22 protein-coding genes, 1 pseudogene and 1 other annotated feature (1 of these 24 cut by a window edge) are annotated in these 23,856 nt (G+C 47.1%); of the genes and pseudogenes, 17 read left to right on the top strand and 6 right to left on the bottom strand.

Annotated features, from left to right (window positions below; genetic code table 11):
* Positions 1-19: 19 nt before the first annotated feature.
* Positions 20-643, top strand: coding sequence for a CatA-like O-acetyltransferase, family 2 (locus tag BQ7367_RS03280; RefSeq protein ID WP_072526044.1), 624 nt, complete (start codon positions 20-22; stop codon positions 641-643).
* Positions 644-1,035: 392 nt separating this feature from the next.
* The gene (locus tag BQ7367_RS03275; RefSeq protein WP_072524207.1) at positions 1,036-1,569 is read left to right on the top strand and encodes a methylated-DNA--[protein]-cysteine S-methyltransferase; all 534 of its coding nucleotides are present in this window, start codon (positions 1,036-1,038) and stop codon (positions 1,567-1,569) included.
* A 41-nt stretch (positions 1,570-1,610) separates the two neighbouring features.
* Here the strand turns inward: BQ7367_RS03275 and BQ7367_RS03270 are convergent.
* A pseudogene (locus tag BQ7367_RS03270) lies at positions 1,611-2,203 on the bottom strand (alpha/beta hydrolase).
* 223 nt (positions 2,204-2,426) lie between these two features.
* On the opposite strand from BQ7367_RS03270, the gene BQ7367_RS14915 reads away from it, so the two are divergent.
* From BQ7367_RS14915 to BQ7367_RS03260, 3 genes are all read left to right on the top strand, one after another.
* On the top strand, positions 2,427-2,579 hold the full coding sequence (locus tag BQ7367_RS14915) for a MerR family DNA-binding transcriptional regulator (RefSeq protein ID WP_328586515.1): 153 nt from the start codon (positions 2,427-2,429) through the stop codon (positions 2,577-2,579).
* A complete protein-coding gene (locus BQ7367_RS14910; RefSeq protein WP_328586514.1) occupies positions 2,566-2,700 on the top strand; it encodes a hypothetical protein in 135 nt (44 codons plus the stop codon). Before BQ7367_RS14915 ends, BQ7367_RS14910 begins: the two co-directional genes overlap by 14 nt.
* Before the next feature lie 311 nt (positions 2,701-3,011).
* Entirely contained in the window at positions 3,012-7,157 is a 4,146-nt protein-coding gene (locus BQ7367_RS03260) for a glycoside hydrolase family 97 N-terminal domain-containing protein (RefSeq protein ID WP_072524206.1), read from the top strand.
* Positions 7,158-7,220: 63 nt separating this feature from the next.
* On the opposite strand, the gene lon is transcribed toward BQ7367_RS03260, so the two are convergent.
* The 4 genes from lon to BQ7367_RS03240 form a co-directional block, all read right to left on the bottom strand.
* On the bottom strand, positions 7,221-9,515 hold the full coding sequence (lon, locus tag BQ7367_RS03255) for an endopeptidase La (protein WP_442855340.1): 2,295 nt from the start codon (positions 9,513-9,515) through the stop codon (positions 7,221-7,223).
* A gap of 174 nt (positions 9,516-9,689) precedes the next feature.
* Positions 9,690-10,022 carry a hypothetical protein gene (locus BQ7367_RS03250; protein ID WP_072524205.1) on the bottom strand — a complete coding sequence of 111 codons (333 nt, stop codon included), beginning with the start codon at positions 10,020-10,022 and terminating at the stop codon, positions 9,690-9,692.
* Between the two features lie 126 nt (positions 10,023-10,148).
* Positions 10,149-11,210: a sensor histidine kinase gene (locus tag BQ7367_RS03245; RefSeq protein ID WP_072524204.1), complete on the bottom strand. Its 1,062-nt coding sequence runs from the start codon at positions 11,208-11,210 to the stop codon at positions 10,149-10,151.
* Positions 11,200-11,907: a response regulator transcription factor gene (locus BQ7367_RS03240; RefSeq protein ID WP_072524203.1), complete on the bottom strand. Its 708-nt coding sequence runs from the start codon at positions 11,905-11,907 to the stop codon at positions 11,200-11,202. The genes BQ7367_RS03245 and BQ7367_RS03240 overlap by 11 nt, the downstream gene beginning before the upstream one ends.
* 337 nt (positions 11,908-12,244) lie before the next feature.
* Here BQ7367_RS03240 and BQ7367_RS03235 point away from each other — a divergent pair, with 337 nt between their 5' ends.
* The 12 genes from BQ7367_RS03235 to BQ7367_RS03180 all read left to right on the top strand — a co-directional run bounded on the left by BQ7367_RS03235 (position 12,245) and on the right by BQ7367_RS03180 (position 22,342).
* On the top strand, positions 12,245-12,697 hold the full coding sequence (locus tag BQ7367_RS03235; protein WP_072524202.1) for an Hsp20/alpha crystallin family protein: 453 nt from the start codon (positions 12,245-12,247) through the stop codon (positions 12,695-12,697).
* Positions 12,698-12,795: 98 nt separating this feature from the next.
* Positions 12,796-13,248, top strand: a complete 453-nt coding sequence (locus tag BQ7367_RS03230; protein ID WP_072524201.1) for an Hsp20/alpha crystallin family protein — start codon at positions 12,796-12,798, stop codon at positions 13,246-13,248.
* 146 nt (positions 13,249-13,394) lie between these two features.
* A complete protein-coding gene (rpmG, locus tag BQ7367_RS03225; RefSeq protein WP_072524200.1) occupies positions 13,395-13,544 on the top strand; it encodes a 50S ribosomal protein L33 in 150 nt (49 codons plus the stop codon).
* Between the two features lie 22 nt (positions 13,545-13,566).
* Positions 13,567-13,764: a preprotein translocase subunit SecE gene (gene secE, locus BQ7367_RS03220; protein WP_072524199.1), complete on the top strand. Its 198-nt coding sequence runs from the start codon at positions 13,567-13,569 to the stop codon at positions 13,762-13,764.
* A gap of 22 nt (positions 13,765-13,786) precedes the next feature.
* On the top strand, positions 13,787-14,305 hold the full coding sequence (gene nusG / locus BQ7367_RS03215; protein ID WP_072524198.1) for a transcription termination/antitermination protein NusG: 519 nt from the start codon (positions 13,787-13,789) through the stop codon (positions 14,303-14,305).
* A 53-nt stretch (positions 14,306-14,358) separates the two neighbouring features.
* The gene (rplK, locus tag BQ7367_RS03210) at positions 14,359-14,784 is read left to right on the top strand and encodes a 50S ribosomal protein L11 (RefSeq protein WP_072524197.1); all 426 of its coding nucleotides are present in this window, start codon (positions 14,359-14,361) and stop codon (positions 14,782-14,784) included.
* Between the two features lie 187 nt (positions 14,785-14,971).
* On the top strand, positions 14,972-15,664 hold the full coding sequence (gene rplA, locus BQ7367_RS03205; protein WP_072524196.1) for a 50S ribosomal protein L1: 693 nt from the start codon (positions 14,972-14,974) through the stop codon (positions 15,662-15,664).
* 261 nt (positions 15,665-15,925) lie between these two features.
* Positions 15,926-17,257, top strand: a complete 1,332-nt coding sequence (locus tag BQ7367_RS03200) for an FAD-dependent oxidoreductase (RefSeq protein ID WP_072524195.1) — start codon at positions 15,926-15,928, stop codon at positions 17,255-17,257.
* 75 nt (positions 17,258-17,332) lie between these two features.
* Positions 17,333-18,319 (top strand): sugar-binding protein, encoded by a 987-nt coding sequence (locus BQ7367_RS03195; protein WP_072524194.1) that lies wholly within the window; start codon positions 17,333-17,335, stop codon positions 18,317-18,319.
* 117 nt (positions 18,320-18,436) lie between these two features.
* A complete protein-coding gene (locus BQ7367_RS03190; protein ID WP_072524193.1) occupies positions 18,437-19,384 on the top strand; it encodes an ABC transporter permease in 948 nt (315 codons plus the stop codon).
* 13 nt (positions 19,385-19,397) lie between these two features.
* Positions 19,398-20,909 (top strand): sugar ABC transporter ATP-binding protein, encoded by a 1,512-nt coding sequence (locus tag BQ7367_RS03185; protein WP_072524192.1) that lies wholly within the window; start codon positions 19,398-19,400, stop codon positions 20,907-20,909.
* A 17-nt stretch (positions 20,910-20,926) separates the two neighbouring features.
* Positions 20,927-22,342, top strand: coding sequence for a sensor histidine kinase (locus BQ7367_RS03180; protein ID WP_072524191.1), 1,416 nt, complete (start codon positions 20,927-20,929; stop codon positions 22,340-22,342).
* On the opposite strand, the gene BQ7367_RS03175 is transcribed toward BQ7367_RS03180, so the two are convergent.
* Positions 22,339-23,520 carry a response regulator transcription factor gene (locus tag BQ7367_RS03175; RefSeq protein ID WP_072524190.1) on the bottom strand — a complete coding sequence of 394 codons (1,182 nt, stop codon included), beginning with the start codon at positions 23,518-23,520 and terminating at the stop codon, positions 22,339-22,341. The two genes, BQ7367_RS03180 and BQ7367_RS03175, sit on opposite strands and share 4 nt — an antisense overlap.
* A gap of 231 nt (positions 23,521-23,751) precedes the next feature.
* Positions 23,752-23,856, top strand: a sequence feature (ribosomal protein L10 leader region) (it continues 40 nt past the right edge of the window).

Below are 23,856 nucleotides of genomic sequence, written 5' to 3'. Positions count from 1 at the left end.
GGAGTAAATGGAGGACAGTATGCCAAAAGAAGTTGATCCCAAAGATACTACAAGAGCTGCGGCGTATGCGCTTTGGATGAAAGCCCCCAATCCAATGGTAACTTTTTTCAAGACATTTGATGTGACCAATCTGATCAAGGTCAGCAGGAAAAGAAGCCTGAAGTTTAATATGCTGCTCGATTACTGTATCGGCAGCGCCGCCGTAAAGGTAAAAGAGTTTTACATCCTTCCGGTCGGTGATAAACTCATACAGTATGACACCATAGCAGTCAATACCATTGTAAAAAACAAAGAGGGCGAAGTCAGCTCCTGCGACCTTTCCTATAACGCCGGGTTAAATCAATTCAACGAGGAGTATCTGAAGTATACGGTGCAGGTCGCCGCAAGCTGTCAGGACAGGGACTTATCCGAAAACAGTATGGTCATCGGTACATCTGCCATCATAGATACGGAAATCGACGGAGCTGTTGGTATGAACAGCGGCATTTTCAATAATCCCTTTATTATTTGGGGCAGGTACAAAAAGAAATGGTTTCGGTATTATCTGCCGATCTCTTTCCAGTTCCATCACACGCAGATGGACGGCGCTCACGCAGGCGCATTTTTGAAAAACTTGCAGAATGAGATCAATCTGCTGAAATAACGGCAGGAAGAAAGGAGTACGCTCATAGAGGAATTGAAAGAGATTACGCGGAAATTATAATAGAGCAATATGCAGGGAATAGTTGTTTTTCACGACCGAAGTAATGTAAGTCCTGTTTATTGGACAGCTATTTGTGTATGATCATGTTGTAAAGACCGGATGGGACAATTCCGGGACAACATTGTATCATAAGGAGGGCTTACATTATGAAAGGTTATCTGGTGAGTGATGGCTATATGGGATATGTAGATGGGAGATATATGTTATTCGCAAGCGAAGAAGACTATCTGGAGTATATCCGCGGCTAGACAGTACGTCTTGTCCGGAATTTTTTGCTTCTGATATGGATCATGATATAATAAAATAAAAAATTGAAGGATTGGAGAGATATTATGCCGTATACTGATTACTATGAGTCTCCGCTTGGCAGGATCCTTCTGGCGGCTGATGAGGACGGGCTGACCGGACTATGGTTTGAAGGACAGAAATATTTTGCCCGGGGTCTGGCTCCGGAATCCAGAGAAATGCCGCTGCCGGTGTTTGATCAGGCGAAGAACTGGCTGGATCTTTATTTCTCGGGAAAAGAACCGGATTTTATGCCGTCGATCCATATGACAGGAACGGATTTTCAGGTGCGGGTATGGATGGTGCTGCGGGAGATCCCTTATGGAAAGACGGTCACTTACGGAGATATCGCGAAGAAGATCGCGGAGCGGGAAGGAAGGTCCCATATGTCTGCCCAGGCTGTGGGAAGCGCGGTGGGACAGAACCGGATCAGCATCCTCATCCCCTGCCACCGTGTCGTGGGATCAGATGGAAGCCTGACCGGATATGCCGGAGGACTGGAACGGAAGACAGAGCTTCTCACTCTCGAAAAAGTGGATATGGAAAAATTGTTTATACCTAAGAAAGGGACCGCCTTATGAGCGGTCCTTTTCTGCCATGATGTCCTTTATGAGAGATTCTTTTAAAAAAAGTCAGCGATCTTATCAAAAGGAATGATATCTGTTCTGTCATACAGATCGGTATGGACAGCGCCGGGAATGATCATCAGTTCTTTATTATCTCCGGTCAGTTTAGTAAAAGTGTCCCTGCTGAAGTAACAGGAGTGTGCCTTTTCTCCGTGGATTAACAGCACTGCGCTGCGGATCTCGCTGCTGTACTGTAACAGAGGCATATTCAGAAAAGACAGAGTGGAAGTTACGTTCCAGCCGTCGTTTGAATTCACAGACCGTCTGTGATATCCCCGATCCGTTCAGAATCTACAAACTCTTGGACGGACAGAAAATCTACCGCTACCTGGAAATCTTCTGTATTGATATCCGGAGAGGCAACATACCGCGGATTCCCATCGCTTTCCCCCGTGAAAGAAGGGTCAAAGGCAATCGTCAAAAACCCTCTTTCCGCCATGGTCTGGGCGTACAGACCGGAAGACTGCTCTTTAACTGCGCTGAACGGGCCGCAGACCGCGATGACAGGGAGTTTTGTGCCGGGAGCTGTATTTTCCGGCTAGCATAGATCAGCGGCCAGGGTGATGCCGTATCTGTTGTAAAATGTAATCTTTCTGTGATGTACTTTATTACTTCTGGGAAACGTCTTATCCTATTCTTCGGTCAACTGCAATTTTTCTTCCATATTTCGATCCTCCTATTTTTTAAAAACAGATTTTGTCAGAGAGCAGCTTAGGTTGTTGACTTTGATTTCTGTCTCTGCCAGAGTAATTGCAAAGCCTAAACCTGACTTCAGGTCAAGATAGTTTTAATTTTTCACGAAAGGTAAAGTTATGTATACGATCGGACAGGTATCTGAAATGTTTGGCATACCGATCTCAACTTTTCGCTATTACGACAGGGAAGGACTGGTTTCTGAGACAGAAGGAACAGGTGGAAGCGGAGATCGCGCGGATGAACCGTGTCCTGGACATGATCAGATATAAATGCTGGTATTATGAACAGGCGATCCGGGATGGAAGTGAGGAACGTATCGCTTCCATGGAACCGGAAGAGATGCCGGAAGAGATCAGGCGGCCTATGAAAATTCACATTGAGGAGATTTAGAAGACCGGATTTAATCGGGAAATCTTTTTATGAATTTTTGTAAAAGTAAAAGCGATGGGAATATATAAAACACACAAAAAATTATGGATTGGATAAAGGAGTATATAGGGGGAAATATATATATAAAAATATAAAAAAAATATGTGCAAAATGTATATATATTTGGAAAAATATGGTAATATAATGAGCTGTTATACCAAATATCAGAAGGGAGAAAAAGTCAAAATGAGAGAGAAAACTGGTAAAAACCAAAAAATCATTGGCTGATCAAAGGCTGCAGGGCCGCTCTCGCCCTTGTACTGGCCGGACAGATGATACTGGGAAGTCAGGTATCCGCTCTGGCGGAAGAACCGGATAATGCTCCGGCGGCAGGCGGAGATACCGGCATGGTGCTGGCCAGCGCGTGGGAGGTAGAGAATCCCACAGACGGCAACCTTGTGGTTAACCAGGATGGAAGTGTTACCATCACGACAGAGGGCGGTGATGTGACCAACTCGATGAATAACGTGCTCTACTATCAGGTCCCCAATACGAATGATATGTATCTCACGGTAAAGGTGAGTGGGATCATGGATCAGAACTATCAGGCGGGACAGCTGATCATCGCCAGCGGGAAGAACCTTGAGAACGCGGTAGGTGTCATGTTCCGGCACCATGGGTATCTCGCGGGGAATTACGGATCCAGCAGCCTGATGGGTGTGATGGTACGGGGAGGGAATCCCAATGAATACTATGAGGCGGCTGAGGGCATCGACGAGAACGGCGGTGAATTCTATTTAAAGATTCAGAAGCAGAACGGAAGAATCACGGGATTCTATGCGAAAGAGTACAGCGATGACCCGGCGGCATGGAATCAGATTGTAGATACGACGAAAAATAATATCGGCGAGGTGGACAAGGGCAATGCCCTGATCGATCCGGCGAATCTTTATGTAGCGGTCGCGGCGTCCAGCGGCGGTACGGAAGAGGCAACAGACATTACGTTTTCTGATCTGAGAGTGAATGGGCAGCCGGTGGCGTTCGCCACGAATCCGGTATCTCTGAGCTCAGTTTCACTTTCCGGCAACGCGGAAATGGAAGTGGGCGAAACTCAGCAGCTTACGTTAAAAGGCCTTGACTACAATGGCGGCGAGATTACGAAGTTTGATTCTGTTACATATACAAGCAGCGATGAAGAAGTGGCAACTGTGGATGAAAGCGGTGTTGTCAGCGGTCTGGCAAACGGGACAGTGACGATCACTGCGGAAGCCACCCTTGGCGGTGTCACAAAGACGGCTTCTGTGCAGATCCAGGTGGGAGACATCGTGGCGGAGGAATCCTGGACGCTGAAATCTCCTGACGGAAACACAGAGATGACAGTAGATCTGATGACCGGAGGCACCCTGCAGTATACCGCAAAACAGGACGGTGTCACCAACATCGGCACATCGCCTCTCGGGATGGTGACCAGTGCAGGCGATTTCTCAAAGGGGCTTGTCTTTAAGAGCGCTTCTGATGTGAAAGAGATCAATGAGACATACCAGGTGCTCTCCGGAAAGAGCGATGAGTATACGGATCACTGTAATGAACAGACGCTTACATTTACATTGAAAAATGACGATACAGTGGAGTTTGACCTGGTCATGAGAGCTTATGATGACGGTACGGCTTACCGGTATGCCATCCGTACACAGCAGGAAGGTCAGGAAATACAGATCACAGATGAGACTTCCGGGTTACAGCTCCCGGGGAACGCAGAGATATACTGGATGAATTATGAGTCGGCCAATTTCAGCTATCAGAGCGATTATATGGCGGCCACAACAGAAAGTCTGGCAGCGGGCTCGACCCCCTGTCTGCCGTTCCTGTATGGGAAAGACGGAGTGTGGACTCTTTTCTCAGAGGCGGATTTAAACGGGACGTATACCGGATCCATGCTGACCGTAAAAGAGAACGGACTGCTGGACGTTTCGTTCTGTAAGACACAGGGATCAACACCTGTCGTTACGACCACTCCTTTTAAATCTCCGTGGAGAGCGGCAGTCACAGGAAGCCCGGAAGACATCGTAAAGAATACGATGATGGAAAATCTGAGCACGCCTGCGGACTATGATACCTATGATTTTGAGTCGTGGGTAGAGCCCGGGATGTCCTCCTGGTCATGGGTGGCAAACTGGGGCGGCGGCGCCAGCGACCAGTCCAAGAAGGAAACCCATCTGAACTGGATCGATCTTGCAGCTGAAATGGGATGGAAATACTATATCCTCGATGAGGGCTGGAACGTAGGCGGCCGTGGAAATGTCAGCGGCATGTATGACTGGTGGCCGGAAGTACGCGACTATGCAGAAGAAAAGGGCGTGAAACTCTGGGTATGGGTCCATGTGTCCGACATTGATACCCAGGAAGAGAGGGACAGGCATTTCAAAGAATGGTCAGACGAAGGCATCGTGGGGATCAAGCCGGATTTCTTTGACGGAGAGGATCAGGCGCATATGCAGCTCTATGATGACCTGTACAGAGACGCGGCAAGATATCATTTGATGGTAAACTGCCACGGAGCAAACAAACCCACCGGTGAGATCCGTACATGGCCGAATGTATACGGGCGTGAGGCAATATCCGGGCAGGAAGAAGGCGGGATCGACGCATGGCAGTACACCATTATCCCGTTTGCCCGCGCGGCAGTGGGACCCGCTGAAGTGACAGAGGAGATCCGCTCCAAAGATTACAGCAAGACGACGATGGGATTCCAGTTCGCTCTGACAGCACTGGTGGAAGATGGGATCCACAGTCTTGGCTCCGCGCCGGAAGTTTACAGAAGCAATCCGGAGGGACTGTCCTATTATACCGATTATCCGGACGGATGGGATCAGACAGAGTTTGCCGGCGGTGAGATCGCGAAATATGTAAGTATCGCGAGAAGAGCCGGGACAAACTGGTATGTTTCCGGTGTCAGCCAGGATCCGAGAACGATGGATGTTTCACTGGGTTACCTGGATCCGGATACAGAATACACAGTGCTTCTCTATAAAGAAAACGGAAGAGAAGACGTGGTGATGGAGATTCTGACGAATATTACGTCGCAGGATGTATTGAGTGTGGATGTGCTCCAGGGAGGGGGCTATGCCCTTCGGGCAATTCCGGAAGATGAAGTGGACAGTATTCGATCCATTACCGTAGAACCGAAGACAGTTACTGTAGAGGCCGGGCGCTATGCGGATCCGATAAAAGCGACTTTAAGTCCGGAAGATGTAGAATTTAAAGATATTGTATGGAGTTCAGCGGATGAGACAATTGCCACGGTAGATCAGAACGGAGTGATCCGGGGCGTTGCGGCGGGAGAGACGACCGTAACGGTAGCTTCCGCGTTTGATGAAAATGTAAAGGCTGAGGTCAAAGTGACCGTGCAGCCGCCGAAATATGTACTCAATGAAGATGTGTGGACCATCCTTAATCCTACAGACAATGTGATCATCGAAGATGAAAATACAGTGACGATCACAACAGAGAATGGGGTGCTCGGCAGCAGGAACTGGGAGAATATGTTCTCAATGGATGTGCCGGACGGAGATGAAGATTTTACTATTACGGCAAAGATCTCCGGAGGTCTTAACGCGGACTATCAGGGCGGTTTTATTACGGTATTCGATAAGGAGGATCCGGACAGCCCGTCACTTGCAGTGGGACGCCGGCATCACGGATATCTGATGGGCAGCCATCCGCAGTCCTTTGGCGTCATGTCCACACAGAACGGAAGCACATCCGAGTTCTACTGTGAAGATGCAGATTTCAACAGTGATGTTTGGGTAAAGGTTGAAAAAACAGGAAATACGTTCCTCTGCTCCTACAGTTATGACAAAGAGACATGGACTGAGATCACCAATAAGGGAACAGCTCAGACAGTTACAAATGATCAGCTGGCAGCCAGTGAAAATCTCTGTGTGGGATTCTACGCGGGTTCCGGCGGAGGAAATACACCGATCGATATCCGGATCAGTGACTTTACGTATAATGGGGTGAACATACCGATAGCGGTTGAAAATAAAATCCCGACAGAGCCGGAAGTTGATAAGACATCATTGGAACAGGCGATCGCAAAGGCAGAAGGGCTGGATCAATCAGACTATACGGCAGACAGCTGGCAGAAGCTGATGATCCAGGTCCAGAAGGGCAAAGAGGTTCTGGCTGATCCGGAAGCAGATGAGACAGCTGTGGCGGATGCAGCAGCCGCTATCGAGCAGGCGATCAGCGATCTGGAGAAAGTTCCCACAACGCCCGTTGATCCGGAGGATCCTGACGGGAATAAAGATCCGGGAGATTCCGGGGACAAAGACCCGGCAGGACAAAATCCTTCCGACAGTAAGGAAACGGCTGTCGATACGGGGGATGAGACCAACATCTGGATTCCGGCGGGAATCCTGGCGGCAGCGCTGGCCTGCATGATCACCGTGATCATAAGACGGAGAAAACATGTATAAGAACGAAATGTTTTGGTGAACAGAATAAATAAACGGAGACCGGAATTTCCGGTCTCCGTTTATTTATTTTAAAAGCTTTTTCAGTACATCTGTGACTTTTCTGACGGGAATGATCTCCAGTTTTTCTTTCACTTCGGCCGCCACATCCTCCAGATCTTCCACATTATCTGCCGGAATAAACACTTTCTTTATTCCGGCCCGCTGAGCGGCCATCAGTTTTTCCGGAAGGCCCCCAATAGGCATTACAGTGCCTCTCAAGGAGACCTCACCGGTCATGGCTACATCTGTGTCCACCGCCTTGCCCGTGATCAGAGAGGCGAGAGCTGTAGTCAGCGTGATGCCGGCAGAGGGACCGTCTTTGGGTACCGCTCCGGCGGGGACATGGATGTGTAGATCATGATCTTCCAGGATCTTGCTCTCTTTGGGATAGAGTGATTTTACAAGACTCAAAGCGATCTGGACCGATTCCTTCATTACGTCTCCCAGCTGTCCTGTAATAAGAAGTCTTCCGGTTCCCCCGGTCAGTTTTGACTCCATAAAGAGGATCGCTCCACCTGCCCGGGTCCAGGCAAGACCGGTTACAACTCCGGGGACGCAAGATGTCAGTTTCTGTTCACTGTGAAGCTGCTTCCTCCCCAGATAGTGGGCCAGATTACTTTTGCTCACGGAGATGGGGCTGCCGCTGGCTTTGGATTTGTCCGCGGATCCGGCTTTCACCAGTTCGACCGCTGCCGTACGGCACAGTGTTTCAATATTTTTCTTCAGATCACGCACACCGGCTTCCATTGTATATTCATCAATGATCTGGCGCAGCGCTCCGTCAGTGATCCTGAGAAGCCCTTTGCGGATGCCCATGGTATCAAGAGCTTTGGGGATCAGATGCTTTTTGGCAATTTGATATTTTTCCACCGCAGTATATCCGGGGAAGGTGATAACTTCCATACGGTTTAAGAGCGGTTCAGGGATCGTATCCACCGTGTTGGCCGTACATACGAACAATACATTAGACAGATCATAAGGCACGTTCATATAGTGGTCGGTAAAGGTGCTGTTTTGTTCCGGATCCAGCACTTCCAGCAGAGCGCTTGCCGGATCTCCGCCGTAGTCTTTTGCAAGTTTGTCTACTTCATCCAGGACCATGACCGGATTGGACACGCCGCTGCGTTTCATCCCCTCCATGATCCTGCCCGGCATGGCGCCGATATAGGTTCTTCTGTGACCCCGGATCTCCGCCTCATCGCGGATGCCTCCCAGACTGATGCGGACATACTCCCGGTCCAGCGCGCGGGCGATACTCTGCCCGATGCTGGTTTTGCCGGTGCCGGGGGCGCCGACAAAGAGAAGGATGGAACCGTACTGTTTCCGGTTCAGCGCCATGACGGCAAGCTGCTGTATGATACGTTCTTTTACCTTCTTAAGCCCATAATGGTCTTCGTTCAGGATCTGCTCGGCCCGGTTTAAATCAATAGGCGTAAATTTCGGAGGCTTCCAGGACAGGCTGGTGACAAAGTCAAGATAGTCATAAAGAAGTCCGTATTCATGACTTTCTTTTCCTTCCTGACGCATGCGGTTGAGGATTTTTTCCGCCTCTTTCCTGGCCTCTTTGTTCATACCGGACTGCCGGATCTTCTTTTCAAATTTTCTGACATCTGAAACGTTTTCCGGATGCATGTCATCCAGCTCTTTCTGCAGATAATCGATCTGCTTCTTCAGAGCGGCTTCCCGGTACAGCTGCTCCTGTCCGTCTTTCTGAGCCTCCTGAGCCTCGGCGGAGACTTTGGCCACCTCCATAAATTCATTGACTGCTTTTATGATCAGTTCATATTTTGCCTGAACAGAATCCGCGGCCAGGATCTCGTATTTTTCTTCGGCTGTCAGATTCAGATATTCCGACAATGCAGAGGCAAGATCATAAATATTCTTCCGCTGGAGGATGTAACCTCTTGCCCACAGCCCCCACTGGTATCCCTGAACAAACTTCAAAAGAGAAGAACGGAGCCGTGTGAACTCTTCCTGCTGTGCTTTTTCCGGCAAGTCCTCGATAGAAGGGCGCACGGTAAAGGAAGCTTGGATTTCACCGCCAAAGATGACCGGATCTATGATCTCCACCCGGTCAATAGTGCGGATCTGTACCACATCCTCCTCACTGATATTTTCAATCCGAGCGGACAGCCCGATCGGATAAAAGTCACTTGCCTGAAAATGGTTTCCGTCGGTCTCATTTCTCAGCATCATAAAGAGGATATCTTCACCTTCTTTTAAACGGTCGATTTTTCCGGCAAAGAAATCCTTCTTAAAATAATAGGTGACATCAGGTAAAAGTAATATATTATAAACGGGTTGGATAAACATAGTCATAATGAAACTCCTCCTTTTATTATTAGCACTCGAATATGATGAGTGCTAATTGCTATGATAGAAAATTAGCATAAAAAAGATAGAATGTCAATAGAAGAAGCAACAATGCCTTTTTACTTTGAAAAAGAATTACCGCCGGTCATACAGACCGACGGTAATACGGTAATAATGAATTCAGATCAGGAATAGTTTTAATATTCCGGCGATAATGGAAAAGGTTACCAGAATGTAAGAGATAAGCCTTACAGATTTTGATCTGGTGCGTATATGAAGGATCAGAGCGATCACGCTCAGGAAACCGAGTCCCCACACGAACAGCCTCTGTCCGGTATAGTTAGTGGGAAGGCTTACTGCAGCCAGAGCAGATACGGCCATTCCCCAGACCGACATAATGTAAAACGCGACGGCCTTTGCTCTCTCACCCTTCAGCAGATACATCGCAAGCAGCCCGATAATACTTATTACACTCATACCTACAAATAAAATTGATAAAATACCTAATGCCATTTTTCTCTCCTCCTGTGATTTCTTTTATGCTGCCAGTCTAGCAGGATGTTATAAAGAAATTTCATACATGATTCTGAAGAATTCTAAAGATGAGAATCAGGGATCAAGAACATAAAAGTCAGATATTCAAAGATCAGTGCCGCTGCTCAGGCTGATGTTGATCTGGAAGATTCCCTCATTTTCTATGGCCTCCACCGTTCCACTGTACATGGCGGCGATCTGCCGGATGTTTTTAAGCCCGATCAGACTGCTCTCAGAGACAGGGACAGTATCCCTGTGTATCCTGTTTCTCTGCAGCAGGAAAATCTGATACCCGGTGGTTTTGACAGTAAGGTATACCGGATCGGAAGGGTCGGCGTACTTTTCGATATTGGAAGCAAGATTATCCATGATCCTGCGTAGGGCCCGGACATCTAATTTCCCCGGAATGGATCTGCAGCCGGACAGATCGGTTATGCAGGTAAAACGTTCTTCAAGGACGGTCAACCATTCCTCTGTCAGCTGCTCAAACAGAAGATGGATATCATCTATATTTTCAAGATTTCTCGTTTCCTTCTCCATAAGGTGGGAAGACAGCTGGCGGATCTGTTCAGATTTGGCATGTACAAGCTGGATATAGGTTTTTATTTCGTCCTCGGACAGCGTTTCCTTGCCCAACATAAATTCAGAATAGGAAAGCATGGAAGTCAGAGGTGTGCGGATATCATGGGCCAGAGAACGCACCCATGTTTCCCGGTCTTCCCGGAGAGCCTGCTCTCTGTGGTTTAGTTCCCGGTAATAAGCACTGAGGAAATTGATGCTTCCCGCAAGCCGGGTCAGCTCATCATTCCCCTCCAGAGGGATGTCGAAATCAGAGTCATCCTGCCGCAGCTTTTCAATCCCGCGGATAATGGTGAGGAGATAAGAAAGTCTCTGCCCCAGCATTAGAAGGAAAAGAGCGATGAATATTACGATGACCGCAATGGCACAGAGGCTTCTTGACCATATCTGGAAAGTAATCTCCTGCATTTCCGTCAGTATGATCCCCCGGCGGGAGAAATAGGTGTCGGCGATAGAGTGGAGCATCGTATAAAGAAAAATAAAAACAAATACAGACACCAGAGCGGACAGGAGCAGGTATCCAAGTATTACGGCTGAAAGCTTTCTTGAGCGATCCGGGGAACCGGCGTTTTTTCTTTTAGTCCACATAGTATCCTTTCCCCCATGCAGTTTTTATGTACTTTGGATTTCTGGAATTATCCCCCAGCTTTTTGCGGAGGTTTTTAATATGTACCATAATGGTGCTGTCACCCACGGCATCCTCTTCCCAGACGCTTTGATAAATATTGTCGAGAGAATAGATCTTTTTCCGGTGCGTAACAAACAGTTCCAGGATCCGGTATTCGGTATAGGTCAGGACAATGACCTGCCCATCTTTTTCTACCGACTGGCTGTCAGGATCCAGGAGAAGATCCTTGTATGCCGTCCGTCTGTCGGAAGAGGGGGGCTCCTGCTTTTGGCCGGCGGGAGCATATACCTGGGCTCTTCGCAGATGTGCCCTGACCCGGAGGAGAAGCTCTGTGTTGGAAAAGGGTTTGACAAGATAGTCATCGGCTCCGGCAGAAAAACCCATCAGCTTGTCCGATTCGCCGGAGTATGCGGTCAGAAAGATGATGGGGGCAAAATAATGTTTTCGGATCTCCGCGCTTGCGGCAAAACCGGACATGACAGGCATGTTTACATCGAGGATATACAGATCGATATCCTCAGACGCAAGAGCCAGTGCTTTCTGCCCGTTATCAGCGGAGACGACATCATACCCCTCGGCAGTGAGGATAAGAGTGAGAATATCCCGGATCTCTTTTTCATCGTCCGCGATCAAGATTTTACTTTTTCCGTCTGTCATAGACCTGCTCCTTTATCTGAAGTGTTTTATCAAGTATAACATGAATATAGAACAGGAGTAACAGAATATGCGGAAATTTCCTTAATATTATATGCAGACAAGTCCTGATGAAAAGATAAAAATATTAGAAAATCCAAAAATTTAAAAAAATTAGCACTCACCTCTTGACAGTGCTAATAACTGGTGCTATAGTACAACTAGAACAAAGGAGATGGGATCCATTAAAAGAAGTTCCCTCCGGAGTTCCAAAACTCAACACTCCGGATAGTTTCCCGGAAGTGCTTCATACTATAGATAAGATAACAATAAGGTTGTTTATTGAAAGGAGATATGACATATGTTGATGCCCAGTATTTTTGGAGAGAGTTTATTTGATGATGACTGGATGGATTTTCCGTTTGACAGAGATTTCTGGGGAAAGAAGAATCCGCTGTATGGCAAGAACGCGAAGAATATGATGAAGACAGATATCCGTGAACATGACAATGGATATGAAGTTGACATTGATCTGCCGGGATTCAAGAAAGATGAGATCAATGTAGATCTTGAGAACGGATACCTGACCGTTTCCGCGGCGAAAGGCCTGGACAAGGATGAACAGGACAAGAAAGGAAAATATATCCGCCAGGAGCGGTTCGCGGGAGCGATGCAGAGAAGCTTCTATGTAGGAGACGCCCTTACCCAGGAGGATATCAGGGCAAGGTATGAGAATGGAATCCTGAGTATCAGCATCCCGAAGAAGGACGCAAAGGCAGTGGAGACAAAAAAGACCATCGCGATCGAAGGATGACAGCAAGAGGAACATTCTGGTTCTGCCGCGGGGCAGACAGTGAAAGGGTCCGGCACCAGAAAGGCGCCGGACCTGTTTATTGAAAGGAGATATGACATATGTTGATGCCCAGCATTTTTGGAGAGAGTTTATTTGATGATGACTGGATGGATTTTCCATTTGACAGAGATTTCTGGGGAAAGAAAAATCCTTTGTACGGAAAACGCGCGAAAAACTTGATGAAGACAGATATCCGGGAGCATGATGGAGGCTATGAAGTAGATATCGATCTGCCGGGCTTTAAAAAAGATGAGATCAATGTGGATCTGGAAGACGGGTATCTGACGATCTCGGCGGCGAAAGGTATGGATAAGGATGAAGAGAAAAAGAAGGGCAGATATATCCGCAGGGAGCGTTATGCGGGAGCAGTGCAGAGAAGCTTTTATGTCGGCGACGCGCTGACTCAGGAAGATATCAAAGCGAAATATGAACACGGAATCCTTAAGCTTTCCATCCCGAAGAAGGATGCGAAAGCGGTGGAGACAAAAAAGACCATTGCTATCGAAGGATAATAGGCAAAACTACTTGACTTACTTCCGCTCGCCGTGGTACAATACTACGGCGAATGGAAGTTAGGTCTTTTTTTTATGCCTAAAAATCGATGGCCCGCAGCCATCAGCAACACGCAGGTGAATAAGTAAAAAGCGAGGTGGAAGTTGTGCGCACAAGAATTACGCTGGAGTGTACGGAGTGCAAGAACCGTAACTACAACATGACGAAAGACAAGAAGGCTCATCCGGACCGTATGGAGACCAAGAAGTACTGCAGATTCTGCAGGTCACACACGCTGCACAAAGAGACAAAGTAGTCGTGGGAAGGAAGTGGATGATATGAGTGAGAAAGCCAAAACTCAGAAAACAAGCTGGTTCAAAGGGCTTCAGGCAGAGTTCAAGAAAGTCATCTGGCCAGACAGGAAAACACTGATAAGGCAGACCACGGCAGTTGTTTCCGTTTCCGTTGTTCTTGGAGCTGTGATCGCTGTGATCGATGCGATCCTGAGATACGGGATTGACTTTTTGGTGAAGTAATTGACCGCAGAAAGGTGATTTTATGTCAGAGGCAAAATGGTATGTAGTTCATACTTATTCCGGATATGAAAACAAAGTGAAAGCGAACATTGACAAGACGATCGAGAACCGTCATCTGGAAGACCAGATCCTTGAGGTCCGTGTTCCCATGGAGGAAGTAACGGAACTGAGGGGAGGCGTCCAGAAGGTCGTGCAGCGAAAGCTGTTCCCGGGCTATGTCATGATCCATATGATCATGAATGATGATACATGGTATGTGGTGAGAAATACCCGTGGGGTTACCGGATTCGTCGGGCCAGGTTCCAAACCGGTCCCGCTGGAAGAAAGCGAGATGGATCACTTTGGCATCAGGCGCGACAATATCGTTGTCAACTTTGGTGTCGGCGACACGGTGGTTGTGACGAGCGGGGCCTGGGAAGGCACAGTGGGAGTCGTGCACAGCATGAACGAACAGAAGAAGAGCCTGTCGATCAATGTCGAGCTGTTTGGCCGGGAGACACCGGTTGAACTTGGCTTCGCAGAAGTGAAGAAAATGGATTAAAGATGAGTGGGAGGGGCCTGGGCCCCGCAGGTACCACAAGGAGGTAATTGAAAATGGCAAAAAAAGTAGAAGGTTATATCAAATTACAGATTCCTGCAGGAAAGGCAACTCCGGCACCGCCGGTGGGACCCGCGCTTGGACAGCACGGTGTAAACATCGTTGAATTTACAAAGCAGTTCAATGCGAGGACAGCAGACCAGGGAGACCTGATCATCCCGGTTGTCATCACGGTGTACAATGACAGAAGCTTCAGCTTTATCACAAAGACACCGCCGGCAGCAGTCCTGATCAAGAAAGCATGCAAGATCCAGTCCGGTTCCGGTGTGCCGAACAAGAATAAGGTGGCGACGATCACAAAGGCTCAGCTTCAGGAGATCGCTGAGATGAAGATGCCGGACCTGAACGCTGCAACTGTTGAAGCGGCAATGAGCATGGTGGCAGGAACATGCCGTTCCATGGGAGTCGTTGTAGAGGAATAGAGCACCTGGCGATGCGCTGAACACTTAGCGAGGCGTTTTCGAGCTTAGTGTGAAGGCAGATACTCCGAACAGGGTGAGGAGTATCCTCATTCGAGCCTGGTGTGAACGAACTGAACAACTACCTTAGAAGCAAGGAAACAAGTGGGAGGGACAGATCCCGCCAATACCACAAGGAGGTTATTGTAAAATGAAACGAGGAAAGAAATATATCGAGGCCGCAAAACTGATCGAGAAAGGCAATCTCTACGATAAGGAAGAGGCGGTCGCTTTAGTAAAGAAAGTAGCAACAGCAAAGTTTGATGAGACCATCGAGGCGCATATCAGAACAGGCTGCGACGGACGTCATGCAGACCAGCAGATCCGTGGCGCGGTGGTGCTTCCGCACGGAACCGGAAAGAAAGTCCGTATCCTTGTGTTCGCGAAGGACGCGAAGGCTGAGGAAGCGCAGGCAGCAGGCGCGGATTATGTAGGCGGAGATGAGCTGATCCCGAAGATTCAGAATGAAGGATGGCTGGACTTTGATGTTGTTGTAGCGACACCGGATATGATGGGCGTTGTCGGACGTCTCGGACGTGTACTGGGACCGAAAGGTCTTATGCCGAACCCGAAGGCGGGAACAGTTACAATGGATGTAACAAAGGCGATCAACGATATCAAAGCCGGTAAGATCGAGTACAGACTCGACAAGACAAACATTATCCACGTGCCGATCGGTAAGGCTTCCTTTACCGAGGAGCAGTTAGCGGACAACTTCCAGACGCTGATCGATGCGATCAACAAGGCGAGACCGGCAGCGGTGAAAGGCCAGTACCTGAAGAGCGTGACTCTTACATCTACAATGGGCCCGAGCGTAAAGGTCAACCCGATGAAACTCGCGTAAAATTAATAGAAAAGAAATGAAATCCCTGTCAGGTATGCGATTCCTGTCAGGGATTTTTATTACTATTTTTTAATTTTTGCAATCTGTAACAAAAATCTTTATCTAATCTAAAAATTATATAACAATCTAAAAAACTTATATCCCTCAATCAAAAGAATCACATTAAAACAAAAAATGCTGCTATTGCCCTGAAAAATGACGCTCGTTACAATAAATGTATAAAGATCGGCGCTGTTCTTAAATTAATAAGGAGCAATAATAATGGTAGAGAAAAAGTTTTTTACAGAACCACAGAAGGATATTCCCGTGGCCTTTGAGACGGATATTCTTGTGTGCGGCGGCGGACCGGCCGGGATCGCGGCTGCGGTCAGCGCAGCCAAAGGAGGAATGGATGTACTTATACTGGAGAGGTTTAACTGTTTAGGGGGGCAGGGGACCAATGGATTGGTAACATCCTTTATGTCAATGTCTGCGTATACAGGGAAACGCCAAGTAATTAAAGGAGTATGGGAAGAATTCACAAACCTGCTGGAGGAAAAGCATGGATGTATCAAGCCTTTGCACCTGAAGGAAGAAAAACCCTATTTCTCAGCGAACAGACATGAACCGGATACGGATATCTGCCCTTTTGATCCCGAGATCTACAAACTGGCGGCAGATGAAATGATGGAAAAGTACGGTGTCAAAGTGCTGTATCATACATTTATAGCTGATGTGATCATGGAAGGCAGCACAGCGAAAGGAGTTATCATCGAGAATAAGTCCGGGCGTCAGGCAGTATATGCGAAACGGATCGTTGACTGTACAGGAGACGCGGATATTATGGCGTTTGCAGGAGCTCCGTTTGAGAAGGTGAATAGTCCGGTATCCACGATGTTTTGTATGGATGGCCTGGATCCCAATGTGGTCACCTGGACAGTCGATAAAAAGCTGGCTTATGGAGCTGTCAATCTTTTCCCTTTGCTGAGGGATGATGAATTCCGTGCAGAAATGACAAGAGTGACAGGTATCGATCCATGTTCCGCTGAGGATATTACCCGGGGAGAGATCGCGTGCAGAAAGCAGATTGTAGAAGTCCTCGACTGGCTTCATAAGAATTATAAAGGAGCAGAACATGCGAGACTTACAAAGATTGCGGGGATGATGGGAATGATGGTATCAAGAAGGATCAAGGCAGAATATAAAGTAACTGTGGATGATATCCTTCATTACCGCTTGTTTGAGGATAGGATTGCTATGAATGCCTATGGTGTGGATATCCATAATCCGGATGGGGCAGGATGTGAACTTTACTGGTTGATTCCGGGGCATGCGTACAGTATTCCATATCGCAGTCTGCTACCGCTTCAGGTGGAAAATATTATAGCTGCAGGCCGAAGCATTGCCCATGAAGGCATATCTGTACAGGCAACATGCTTTGCCACGGGAGAGGCGGCGGGAGCAGCGGCTGCGCTTAGTGTCCGGGACGATGTCGCCCTGCGGAAAGTTGACATTAATAAGCTACAGAAGAGGCTTCTGGAACAGGGAGCATATCTGGGAGACGAAGAGCCGGCTGTACCGGAACCACGATATATACATATTTCGACGATTTAAAGAGAGTGCAGGAAAGAAAGAGTGTAGAAGATAATAATATTAACCAGAAAGTACAGAACAGACGGAGGATGATTTATGAAAAAAAGAATTATGTCCGTGCTGCTGGCAGGACTTATTACTGCCGGTATGCTGGCGGGATGCCAGAAAACAGCTACGGAAAGTAACGGGACTGACACAGAGCAGGCAGGGACAGAAGATAGCAGTAAGGCAAAGTATAATTATACATTTGTGTCTCCGCTTATCAATCATGAGTATTGGATGACTGTTGATGAAGGCATCCAGGCGGAAGCCGAAGCTACAGGAGTAAGTGTGAACACGATTGGCGAGACAAAAGTAGACGTGGACGCAATGACAAAATATATTGATTCAGCCATAGCATCCAAGGTGGATGGAATCATTACAATGGCGCTTTCACCATCTGCTCTCGGGCCGGCCATTGACCGGGCGGAAGATGCTGGAATTCCTGTCATACTTATTGATACTGACGCACCCGACAGTAAAAGAGAAGCTTATGTGGGAACGTCAAACTATGATGCAGGGAAGGAAGCGGGAGAAGCGATGATCGAGGCTACCGGCGGAAACGCAAAGATCGGTATAATCCGTGGCTCAGAATCTCAGGAGACAGACACTGACAGGATTCAGGGATTTGAAGACGCGATCGCCGAGGAAGCGGATATGGAGATTATTGACATCCAGGCGTGTGATTCTGACATGCTCACAGCCACCCAGAAAGTCCAGGATATGCTCAGGGCATATCCTGAGATTACGGCGATCTTTGGAAGTGAGGGAACGGGAGCTGTAGCAGCAGGAAAGATTTTGGTTGAACAGGGCAGAGAAGGCGAGATCACAGTGATTGGATTTGATGATACGGACGAATGTCTGGACTATATCCGACAGGGTGTCGTATATGGAACGATAGCTCAGAAACCCAATTATATGGGCAAGATGGCGGTAGACATGCTGAATCAGCTCAACGATGGGGAAGAACTGGAAGAAACATTGATCGATTCCGGTGTAACTCTCGTGACAGCAGACAATGTAGATACCTATGTTACTCAGTGAGGGGAACGGGAAGAATCCATTCTGTGGATAAGGACACAGTTTAGCGGACAGGATGAACAGATGCCCTGTCGTTTCCGGCAGGGCATCTGAATAGAAATTAAGGAGAGAGTGTGAACAATGAATACAAAACTCAGGATAAATAAGCAGGATATAGCCAAAGTGCTCCCATTTGTTCTTCTCTGCATTATAACCGGGATACTGAATCCGGTATTTTTTTCAGTATCCAATATGATTGACCTGGCACGGTCGATTTCGTTTCTTCTGATCGTAAGCGTGGGAGTAACATATGTACTGTTCGGGGCCAGCCTGGATATGTCTATCGGTTCTGTTATGGCCTTCGGAGGAGCGCTGGCGGGAGCAGCCATGGTGAACGGAATTCCCGTTGTTATTGCCATCCTTACAGGGCTGGCGGGAGCGGCCCTGATAGGACTGGTAAACGCAGTCTTGATTGTGAATGTCAGGATCCCGGCGCTGATCGCGACCTTGGGAACGATGTATATTGCCCGGGGAATTGTAAATGTTATGACAAAAGGCGAACCGTACTATCCACTTCCGGATGCGTTTAATAAAATAGGACAGGGGACTCTGCTGGGGATTCCCTATTCTGTATACATAGCTGTTGTTATAGTATTGATTGCTCAGTTTGTCATAAAAAAGACCGCATATGGGAGAAGCCTGATGGCTGTGGGCGGCAACAGAGAAACGTCCCGCCTGTCCGGGATTCCGGTAAATAAAGTGATGTTTTCTGCTCATATTTTTGTATCGATGCTGGCAGGATTTGTAGGGATTCTGATGGCGGCCCGGTTGAATTCGGCACAGCCGAATACCGGAGACGGCTGGGAAATGACGGCGGTTGCTGCTGTCATTATTGGCGGGACAAGCATGTACGGCGGGTACGGATCTGTATGGGGGACAGTACTGGGGTGCGCTCTGATGGAGGTGCTGTCTAATGCGATGGTTTTGCTTCATGTTTCCGTGTACTGGCAGAAGATTGCTATTGGAGCCATCATGATTGCTGCTGTGGCGATGGACACTATTCGTTTGAGAAAACTGTCCGGAAAATGACGGGAGGAAAGGCATGAACGATGTTATTCTACAGATGAACCATATAACGAAGGAATTTCCCGGGGTAAAAGCACTGGATGATGTGACGCTTACGGCGCGCAGAGGCGAGATCCTGTCAATATGCGGAGAAAACGGAGCCGGGAAAAGTACGTTGATGAAGGTCTTAAGCGGATCATACAGCTATGACAGTTATTCCGGGGAGATCCTGATCGACGGCGAGAGAATGAAATTTGTCAATACCGGACAGTCGGAGAAGGCAGGGATCGCCATGATCTATCAGGAGCTGAACATGCATCTGGATTTTTCTGTTGCGGAGAACCTTTTTCTGGGGAACTGGAAAAAGTTCGGAAAAATCCTGGACTGGAGGAAAATGGAGAAGGAGGCGGAACGGTATATAGAAATGGTGGGAGCGGACGTCAGGCCCCAGGAAATCCTGCGCAATGTTACTACCAGCAGGCAGCAGCTTATCTCTATAGCCAGAGCACTGGCAAGGCATCCAAGAATCCTTGTTCTGGATGAGCCTACAGCATCTTTGACTGACGCGGAATCCGAGACGTTGTTCCGTCTGATGAACCGCCTTAAAGAAGAGGGATATACCTGTATCCTGATTTCTCATAAGCTGGATGAAGTGTTTGAACATTCAGACCGGATCGTAGTTATGAGAGACGGGAAAGTAATCAATGCGCATGAGAGAGGAATGTTCAGTCAGGAGGAGATTATCGCGGAGATGGTAGGCAGAAAGATCGGTACTCTGTATCCGGCAAAGACCGGGAGTATCGGCGAAGCTGTTCTTCGGGTCAGTGATATAACAGTTCCTCATCCTCAGAACAGAAAGCTCAATATTGTAGAACATGTGTCTTTTGAAGTCCGGAAAGGTGAGATCCTGGGGATCGGCGGGCTGGTTGGCGCAGGGCGAAGTGAACTGGTAAACGCGGTCTTTGGGAATCTTCCAAGGATATCCGGGACAATTGAGATGAACGGAAAGGTGCTGAAAATCAAAAATCCTGCGGACGCTATCCGCAGCAAAATAGCGCTTGTCACAGAGGAAAGAAAACAAAACGGCTATATTTCTGAAATGGGGATTGCTGAAAATATGACGCTGGCCTCGTTGAAAGAGATCGGGCGCCATGGTATACTGAGCAGAAAGATCGAGGAAGAAAAAAGCTCCAGATTTTTTGATGAACTGAAGATTAAGGCGAATAATATACATGTAAAACTCAATACTCTTTCCGGCGGGAATCAGCAGAAAGTTGTGCTGAGCAAATGGCTTATGAAAGAGCCGGACATTCTTATTCTGGATGAGCCTACAAGGGGGATCGATGTGGGAACCAAATATGAGATCTACAAGATCATGGTACAGCTTGCCGCCCGGGGTATGGCCATCATTATGATATCCTCAGAGCTTCCGGAACTGCTCGCGATGTCAGACCGTATCCTGGTACTGGCACAGGGGCATGTGGCCGGAGAAGTGGAGAAAGCAGACGCGACCCAGGAATATATTATGCAGCTTGCTACAAAATCATAACAACGGGGTGATATCTGATGAAAACAAAGAAAATAACAGTAAAGAGCAGATTTCATATCTGTATTTTTTTGATCGGGCTGTGTTTTCTTTTTATCAGTATCACTCTTTTCTGGACACTGACATGGCAGAAAAATGAGCTGAATGCCCTGCTGAATGTTAACAGAAGCGTTTATGATGTGAACAGCATGGCAAAGGACGTAGTTACAGCCTACTATAATTATTATCTTTCAGCCTCAGAAGAAAACAGAGACAGTATAGAAAAGTGTCTGGAACATTTCCGCCAGGAAAAGGAAGGACTCAGGACGGCAGTTCTGGACAGCTATTATATCAGACAGGCAGAAGATTACTTTAATATGCTGGATACGCTGGAAGAAAAGGTCGAGACAGGGATGTCCCTTCTGGAGAGTGGGGAAGAGGATTACCAATATTATGCAGATATTCTCTACACCAGTGATCTGATCGATGGATATTATGAGCAGATTCATTATGCCATGCAGGAATACAATGAAGCGAAGCAGGCGGAGATACAGAATCAGGAAGCGATTGCATACACGAGGATTCTGGTCGTGTGTCTGCTGGCAGCAGGCATCATTATACTGATGATCTACTGGTTTCACTGGAGAGTTTTGAGACCGATTTCGGCTATCGCGTACAGGGCGGCTGTTTTCCGGGCGGAAGAAGAAAACAGCAATATACGGGAAGAAGAGGATGAAGTCGAAAGACTTTTCAAATCCTTTGATCATATGGTGTCCCGTATCGAAATGCAGATGGCACAGCTTGAAGAGAAAAACAGACTGGAGAAACTGTTGAAAGAAAGTGAGATCAAGGCTATGCAGGCACGGATCAATCCGCACTTTATGTTTAACACGCTGAACAGCTGCGCCCAGATGGCATATCTGGAAAATGCAGAACAGACAGAAAATATGCTCACAGCAGTTTCCGATTATTTCCGGTATAATCTGAAAGACTGCAGCCATCTTGTAACAGTGGGCGATGAAGTGAAAAATATCCGGGATTATATCAAGATTATCAAGATGCGTTTTGGAGACAGAATACGGATTCATCTGGACTATGATATTTCTGTATCCGGGTGTCATATCCCGGCGCTTGTGTGTCAGCCGTTGGTAGAAAATTCTGTCATTCATGGGATGGGGAGCAGAACAGAGGGAGGGAATATTTGGCTGAGGATCAAAAAAGATGAGGACAGACTGGAGATTTCTGTCAGAGATGACGGAAGAGGAATGGCCAGAGAAAAACTGGAGCAGATCAGAAATACGGGAAAAGAAGGTATGGCCGGAGTGGTTTCGAACGGGATTGGACTGAGTAATGTATTTGGGAGACTGGAAGGCTATTTTGGAACAGAATTTTTGTTTCATGTAGAATCTCAGACAGGGCAGGGGACCTGGATCTTGATCACAGTCCCCTGCCGTTAAAGTTCTTTCTTGAAATCTCCGATCGTATAGCCTGTGTATTTTTTGAAAAGCCTGCAGAAATAGGAAGGATATGTATAGCCGACCCGTAAAGCAAGTTCTTGGGTTCCGGTTATGCCTTCCTGCATGAGGCGGACAGCCTGGCCAATACGATATTCATTAAGATAATCAGTATAATTTCTGTTCAGTTTTGCCCGGAACAAGTGGCTTAGATAACTAGGGTTTATTTTCACATACTCTGCGAGCCGTTCTAAAGAAATATCTTCGTAATAGTGCTGGTGAATGTAGTCCAGCACTTTTTTTAATGTGTCATTTTCCGGAAGCTCCGGCGTGTGGAAACTTGGCTGTTTTCCGAGTTGTTTCAGCGCATCCAGCCAGGAAGCGCGAAGCTCTATGATATTTGACACCGTTTTTCCAGAATAAATAACAGGTGTGACATGAAACTCACCAGTAATCCATGAAGAGAGAATCCGGCCAAGTTCACTTTTGTCTTTTTCCTTAGAAGCTGAGGGAATATCGGAATAACACATGACGGGAAGGATCTCATTTTCAAAAGCACCCAGGACAAAATCAGTTACTACCGGCATTTTCTGTTCCAGAAACTTAATCACGGAGGACTTCCTGAGAGAATCCGGATTAGGGAAAGCCATCAACAACATGAATCCGGATTGAAAATTTATATTTAAATTTTCGGCGTATCTGCAAATATCTGCGTCGTTTGTCCAACTGTGCAGGATCGAAGATAGAAGGGCAATTTTGGAAATAGAGCTGTTCTGTGAAAAAGTCGATTCTACCTTTCCGGCCTCCTGCTTGATCTGGGCAATGATCTGTTTAATACACGATTTCAGCTCGTCTTTTTTTACGGGTTTAAGAAGAAAAAAATCTGCGTGCAGATTTAATGCCTCCTGAGCATAATCAAACTTGCTGTATGCTGTCTTGATTATGACATGGATGAAATGGTTGGTCTGGCGGATGATTTTAAGCGCCTCCAGACCATTAAGTCCGGGCATTTCTATATCAAGTATAAGGATATCCGGTTTCTGATGGAGAGCAGTTTCGACAACCTCGGCTCCGTTAACGGCATCCGGAAGAAGCATAACATCTGAAAAATTACGTGAAAAGAATATATGCAGAGATTTTCTTTCCAGTTCTTCATCATCGGCAATCAGTATTTTATACATTATCTGTCACTCCTGTCTATGTATGTTATAAGAACTGTTCTGGACCTGATACAGATAGATTTTCAATCTGATTATATAAAAACTGTGATTTACACGCAAGAAGGAATTAGATTAGAGAAGAAACACGGAGGACTTTTTGAAATAAAGGGAAATGATACGGAAGAAACATCTGTCAATAACTTTTGAAAACATAACTTTTGAAAACGCTTGACAGCGGGAGACAGATATGCTAATGTATATTAGCAACTGCCGAAGACAGTAGGTGCTGTAAAGCGTAAGAGTATGTTCCGCCTACCGAGGAGAGTTAGATTTATTACGATAAGTATGAATTTACAA

Source organism: Clostridium sp. Marseille-P3244 (assembly GCF_900120155.1).
Classification (GTDB): Bacteria; Bacillota; Clostridia; order Lachnospirales; family Lachnospiraceae; genus Mediterraneibacter.
This window is presented reverse-complemented; position numbering and strand designations above follow the sequence as displayed.

Excerpts from the sequence above, each read along its gene's own strand:
- BQ7367_RS03280 (WP_072526044.1), top strand. The coding sequence starts at position 20 with ATGCCAAAAGAAGTTGATCCCAAAGATACTACAAGAGCTGCGGCGTAT.
- BQ7367_RS03275 (WP_072524207.1), top strand. The coding sequence starts at position 1,036 with ATGCCGTATACTGATTACTATGAGTCTCCGCTTGGCAGGATCCTTCTG.
- BQ7367_RS14915 (WP_328586515.1), top strand. The coding sequence starts at position 2,427 with ATGTATACGATCGGACAGGTATCTGAAATGTTTGGCATACCGATCTCA.
- BQ7367_RS14910 (WP_328586514.1), top strand. The coding sequence starts at position 2,566 with ATGATCAGATATAAATGCTGGTATTATGAACAGGCGATCCGGGATGGA.
- BQ7367_RS03260 (WP_072524206.1), top strand. The coding sequence starts at position 3,012 with ATGATACTGGGAAGTCAGGTATCCGCTCTGGCGGAAGAACCGGATAAT.
- lon (WP_442855340.1), bottom strand. The coding sequence starts at position 9,515 with ATGACTATGTTTATCCAACCCGTTTATAATATATTACTTTTACCTGAT.
- BQ7367_RS03250 (WP_072524205.1), bottom strand. The coding sequence starts at position 10,022 with ATGGCATTAGGTATTTTATCAATTTTATTTGTAGGTATGAGTGTAATA.
- BQ7367_RS03245 (WP_072524204.1), bottom strand. The coding sequence starts at position 11,210 with ATGTGGACTAAAAGAAAAAACGCCGGTTCCCCGGATCGCTCAAGAAAG.
- BQ7367_RS03240 (WP_072524203.1), bottom strand. The coding sequence starts at position 11,907 with ATGACAGACGGAAAAAGTAAAATCTTGATCGCGGACGATGAAAAAGAG.
- BQ7367_RS03235 (WP_072524202.1), top strand. The coding sequence starts at position 12,245 with ATGTTGATGCCCAGTATTTTTGGAGAGAGTTTATTTGATGATGACTGG.
- BQ7367_RS03230 (WP_072524201.1), top strand. The coding sequence starts at position 12,796 with ATGTTGATGCCCAGCATTTTTGGAGAGAGTTTATTTGATGATGACTGG.
- secE (WP_072524199.1), top strand. The coding sequence starts at position 13,567 with ATGAGTGAGAAAGCCAAAACTCAGAAAACAAGCTGGTTCAAAGGGCTT.
- nusG (WP_072524198.1), top strand. The coding sequence starts at position 13,787 with ATGTCAGAGGCAAAATGGTATGTAGTTCATACTTATTCCGGATATGAA.
- rplK (WP_072524197.1), top strand. The coding sequence starts at position 14,359 with ATGGCAAAAAAAGTAGAAGGTTATATCAAATTACAGATTCCTGCAGGA.
- rplA (WP_072524196.1), top strand. The coding sequence starts at position 14,972 with ATGAAACGAGGAAAGAAATATATCGAGGCCGCAAAACTGATCGAGAAA.
- BQ7367_RS03200 (WP_072524195.1), top strand. The coding sequence starts at position 15,926 with ATGGTAGAGAAAAAGTTTTTTACAGAACCACAGAAGGATATTCCCGTG.
- BQ7367_RS03195 (WP_072524194.1), top strand. The coding sequence starts at position 17,333 with ATGAAAAAAAGAATTATGTCCGTGCTGCTGGCAGGACTTATTACTGCC.
- BQ7367_RS03190 (WP_072524193.1), top strand. The coding sequence starts at position 18,437 with ATGAATACAAAACTCAGGATAAATAAGCAGGATATAGCCAAAGTGCTC.
- BQ7367_RS03185 (WP_072524192.1), top strand. The coding sequence starts at position 19,398 with ATGAACGATGTTATTCTACAGATGAACCATATAACGAAGGAATTTCCC.
- BQ7367_RS03180 (WP_072524191.1), top strand. The coding sequence starts at position 20,927 with ATGAAAACAAAGAAAATAACAGTAAAGAGCAGATTTCATATCTGTATT.
- BQ7367_RS03175 (WP_072524190.1), bottom strand. The coding sequence starts at position 23,520 with ATGTATAAAATACTGATTGCCGATGATGAAGAACTGGAAAGAAAATCT.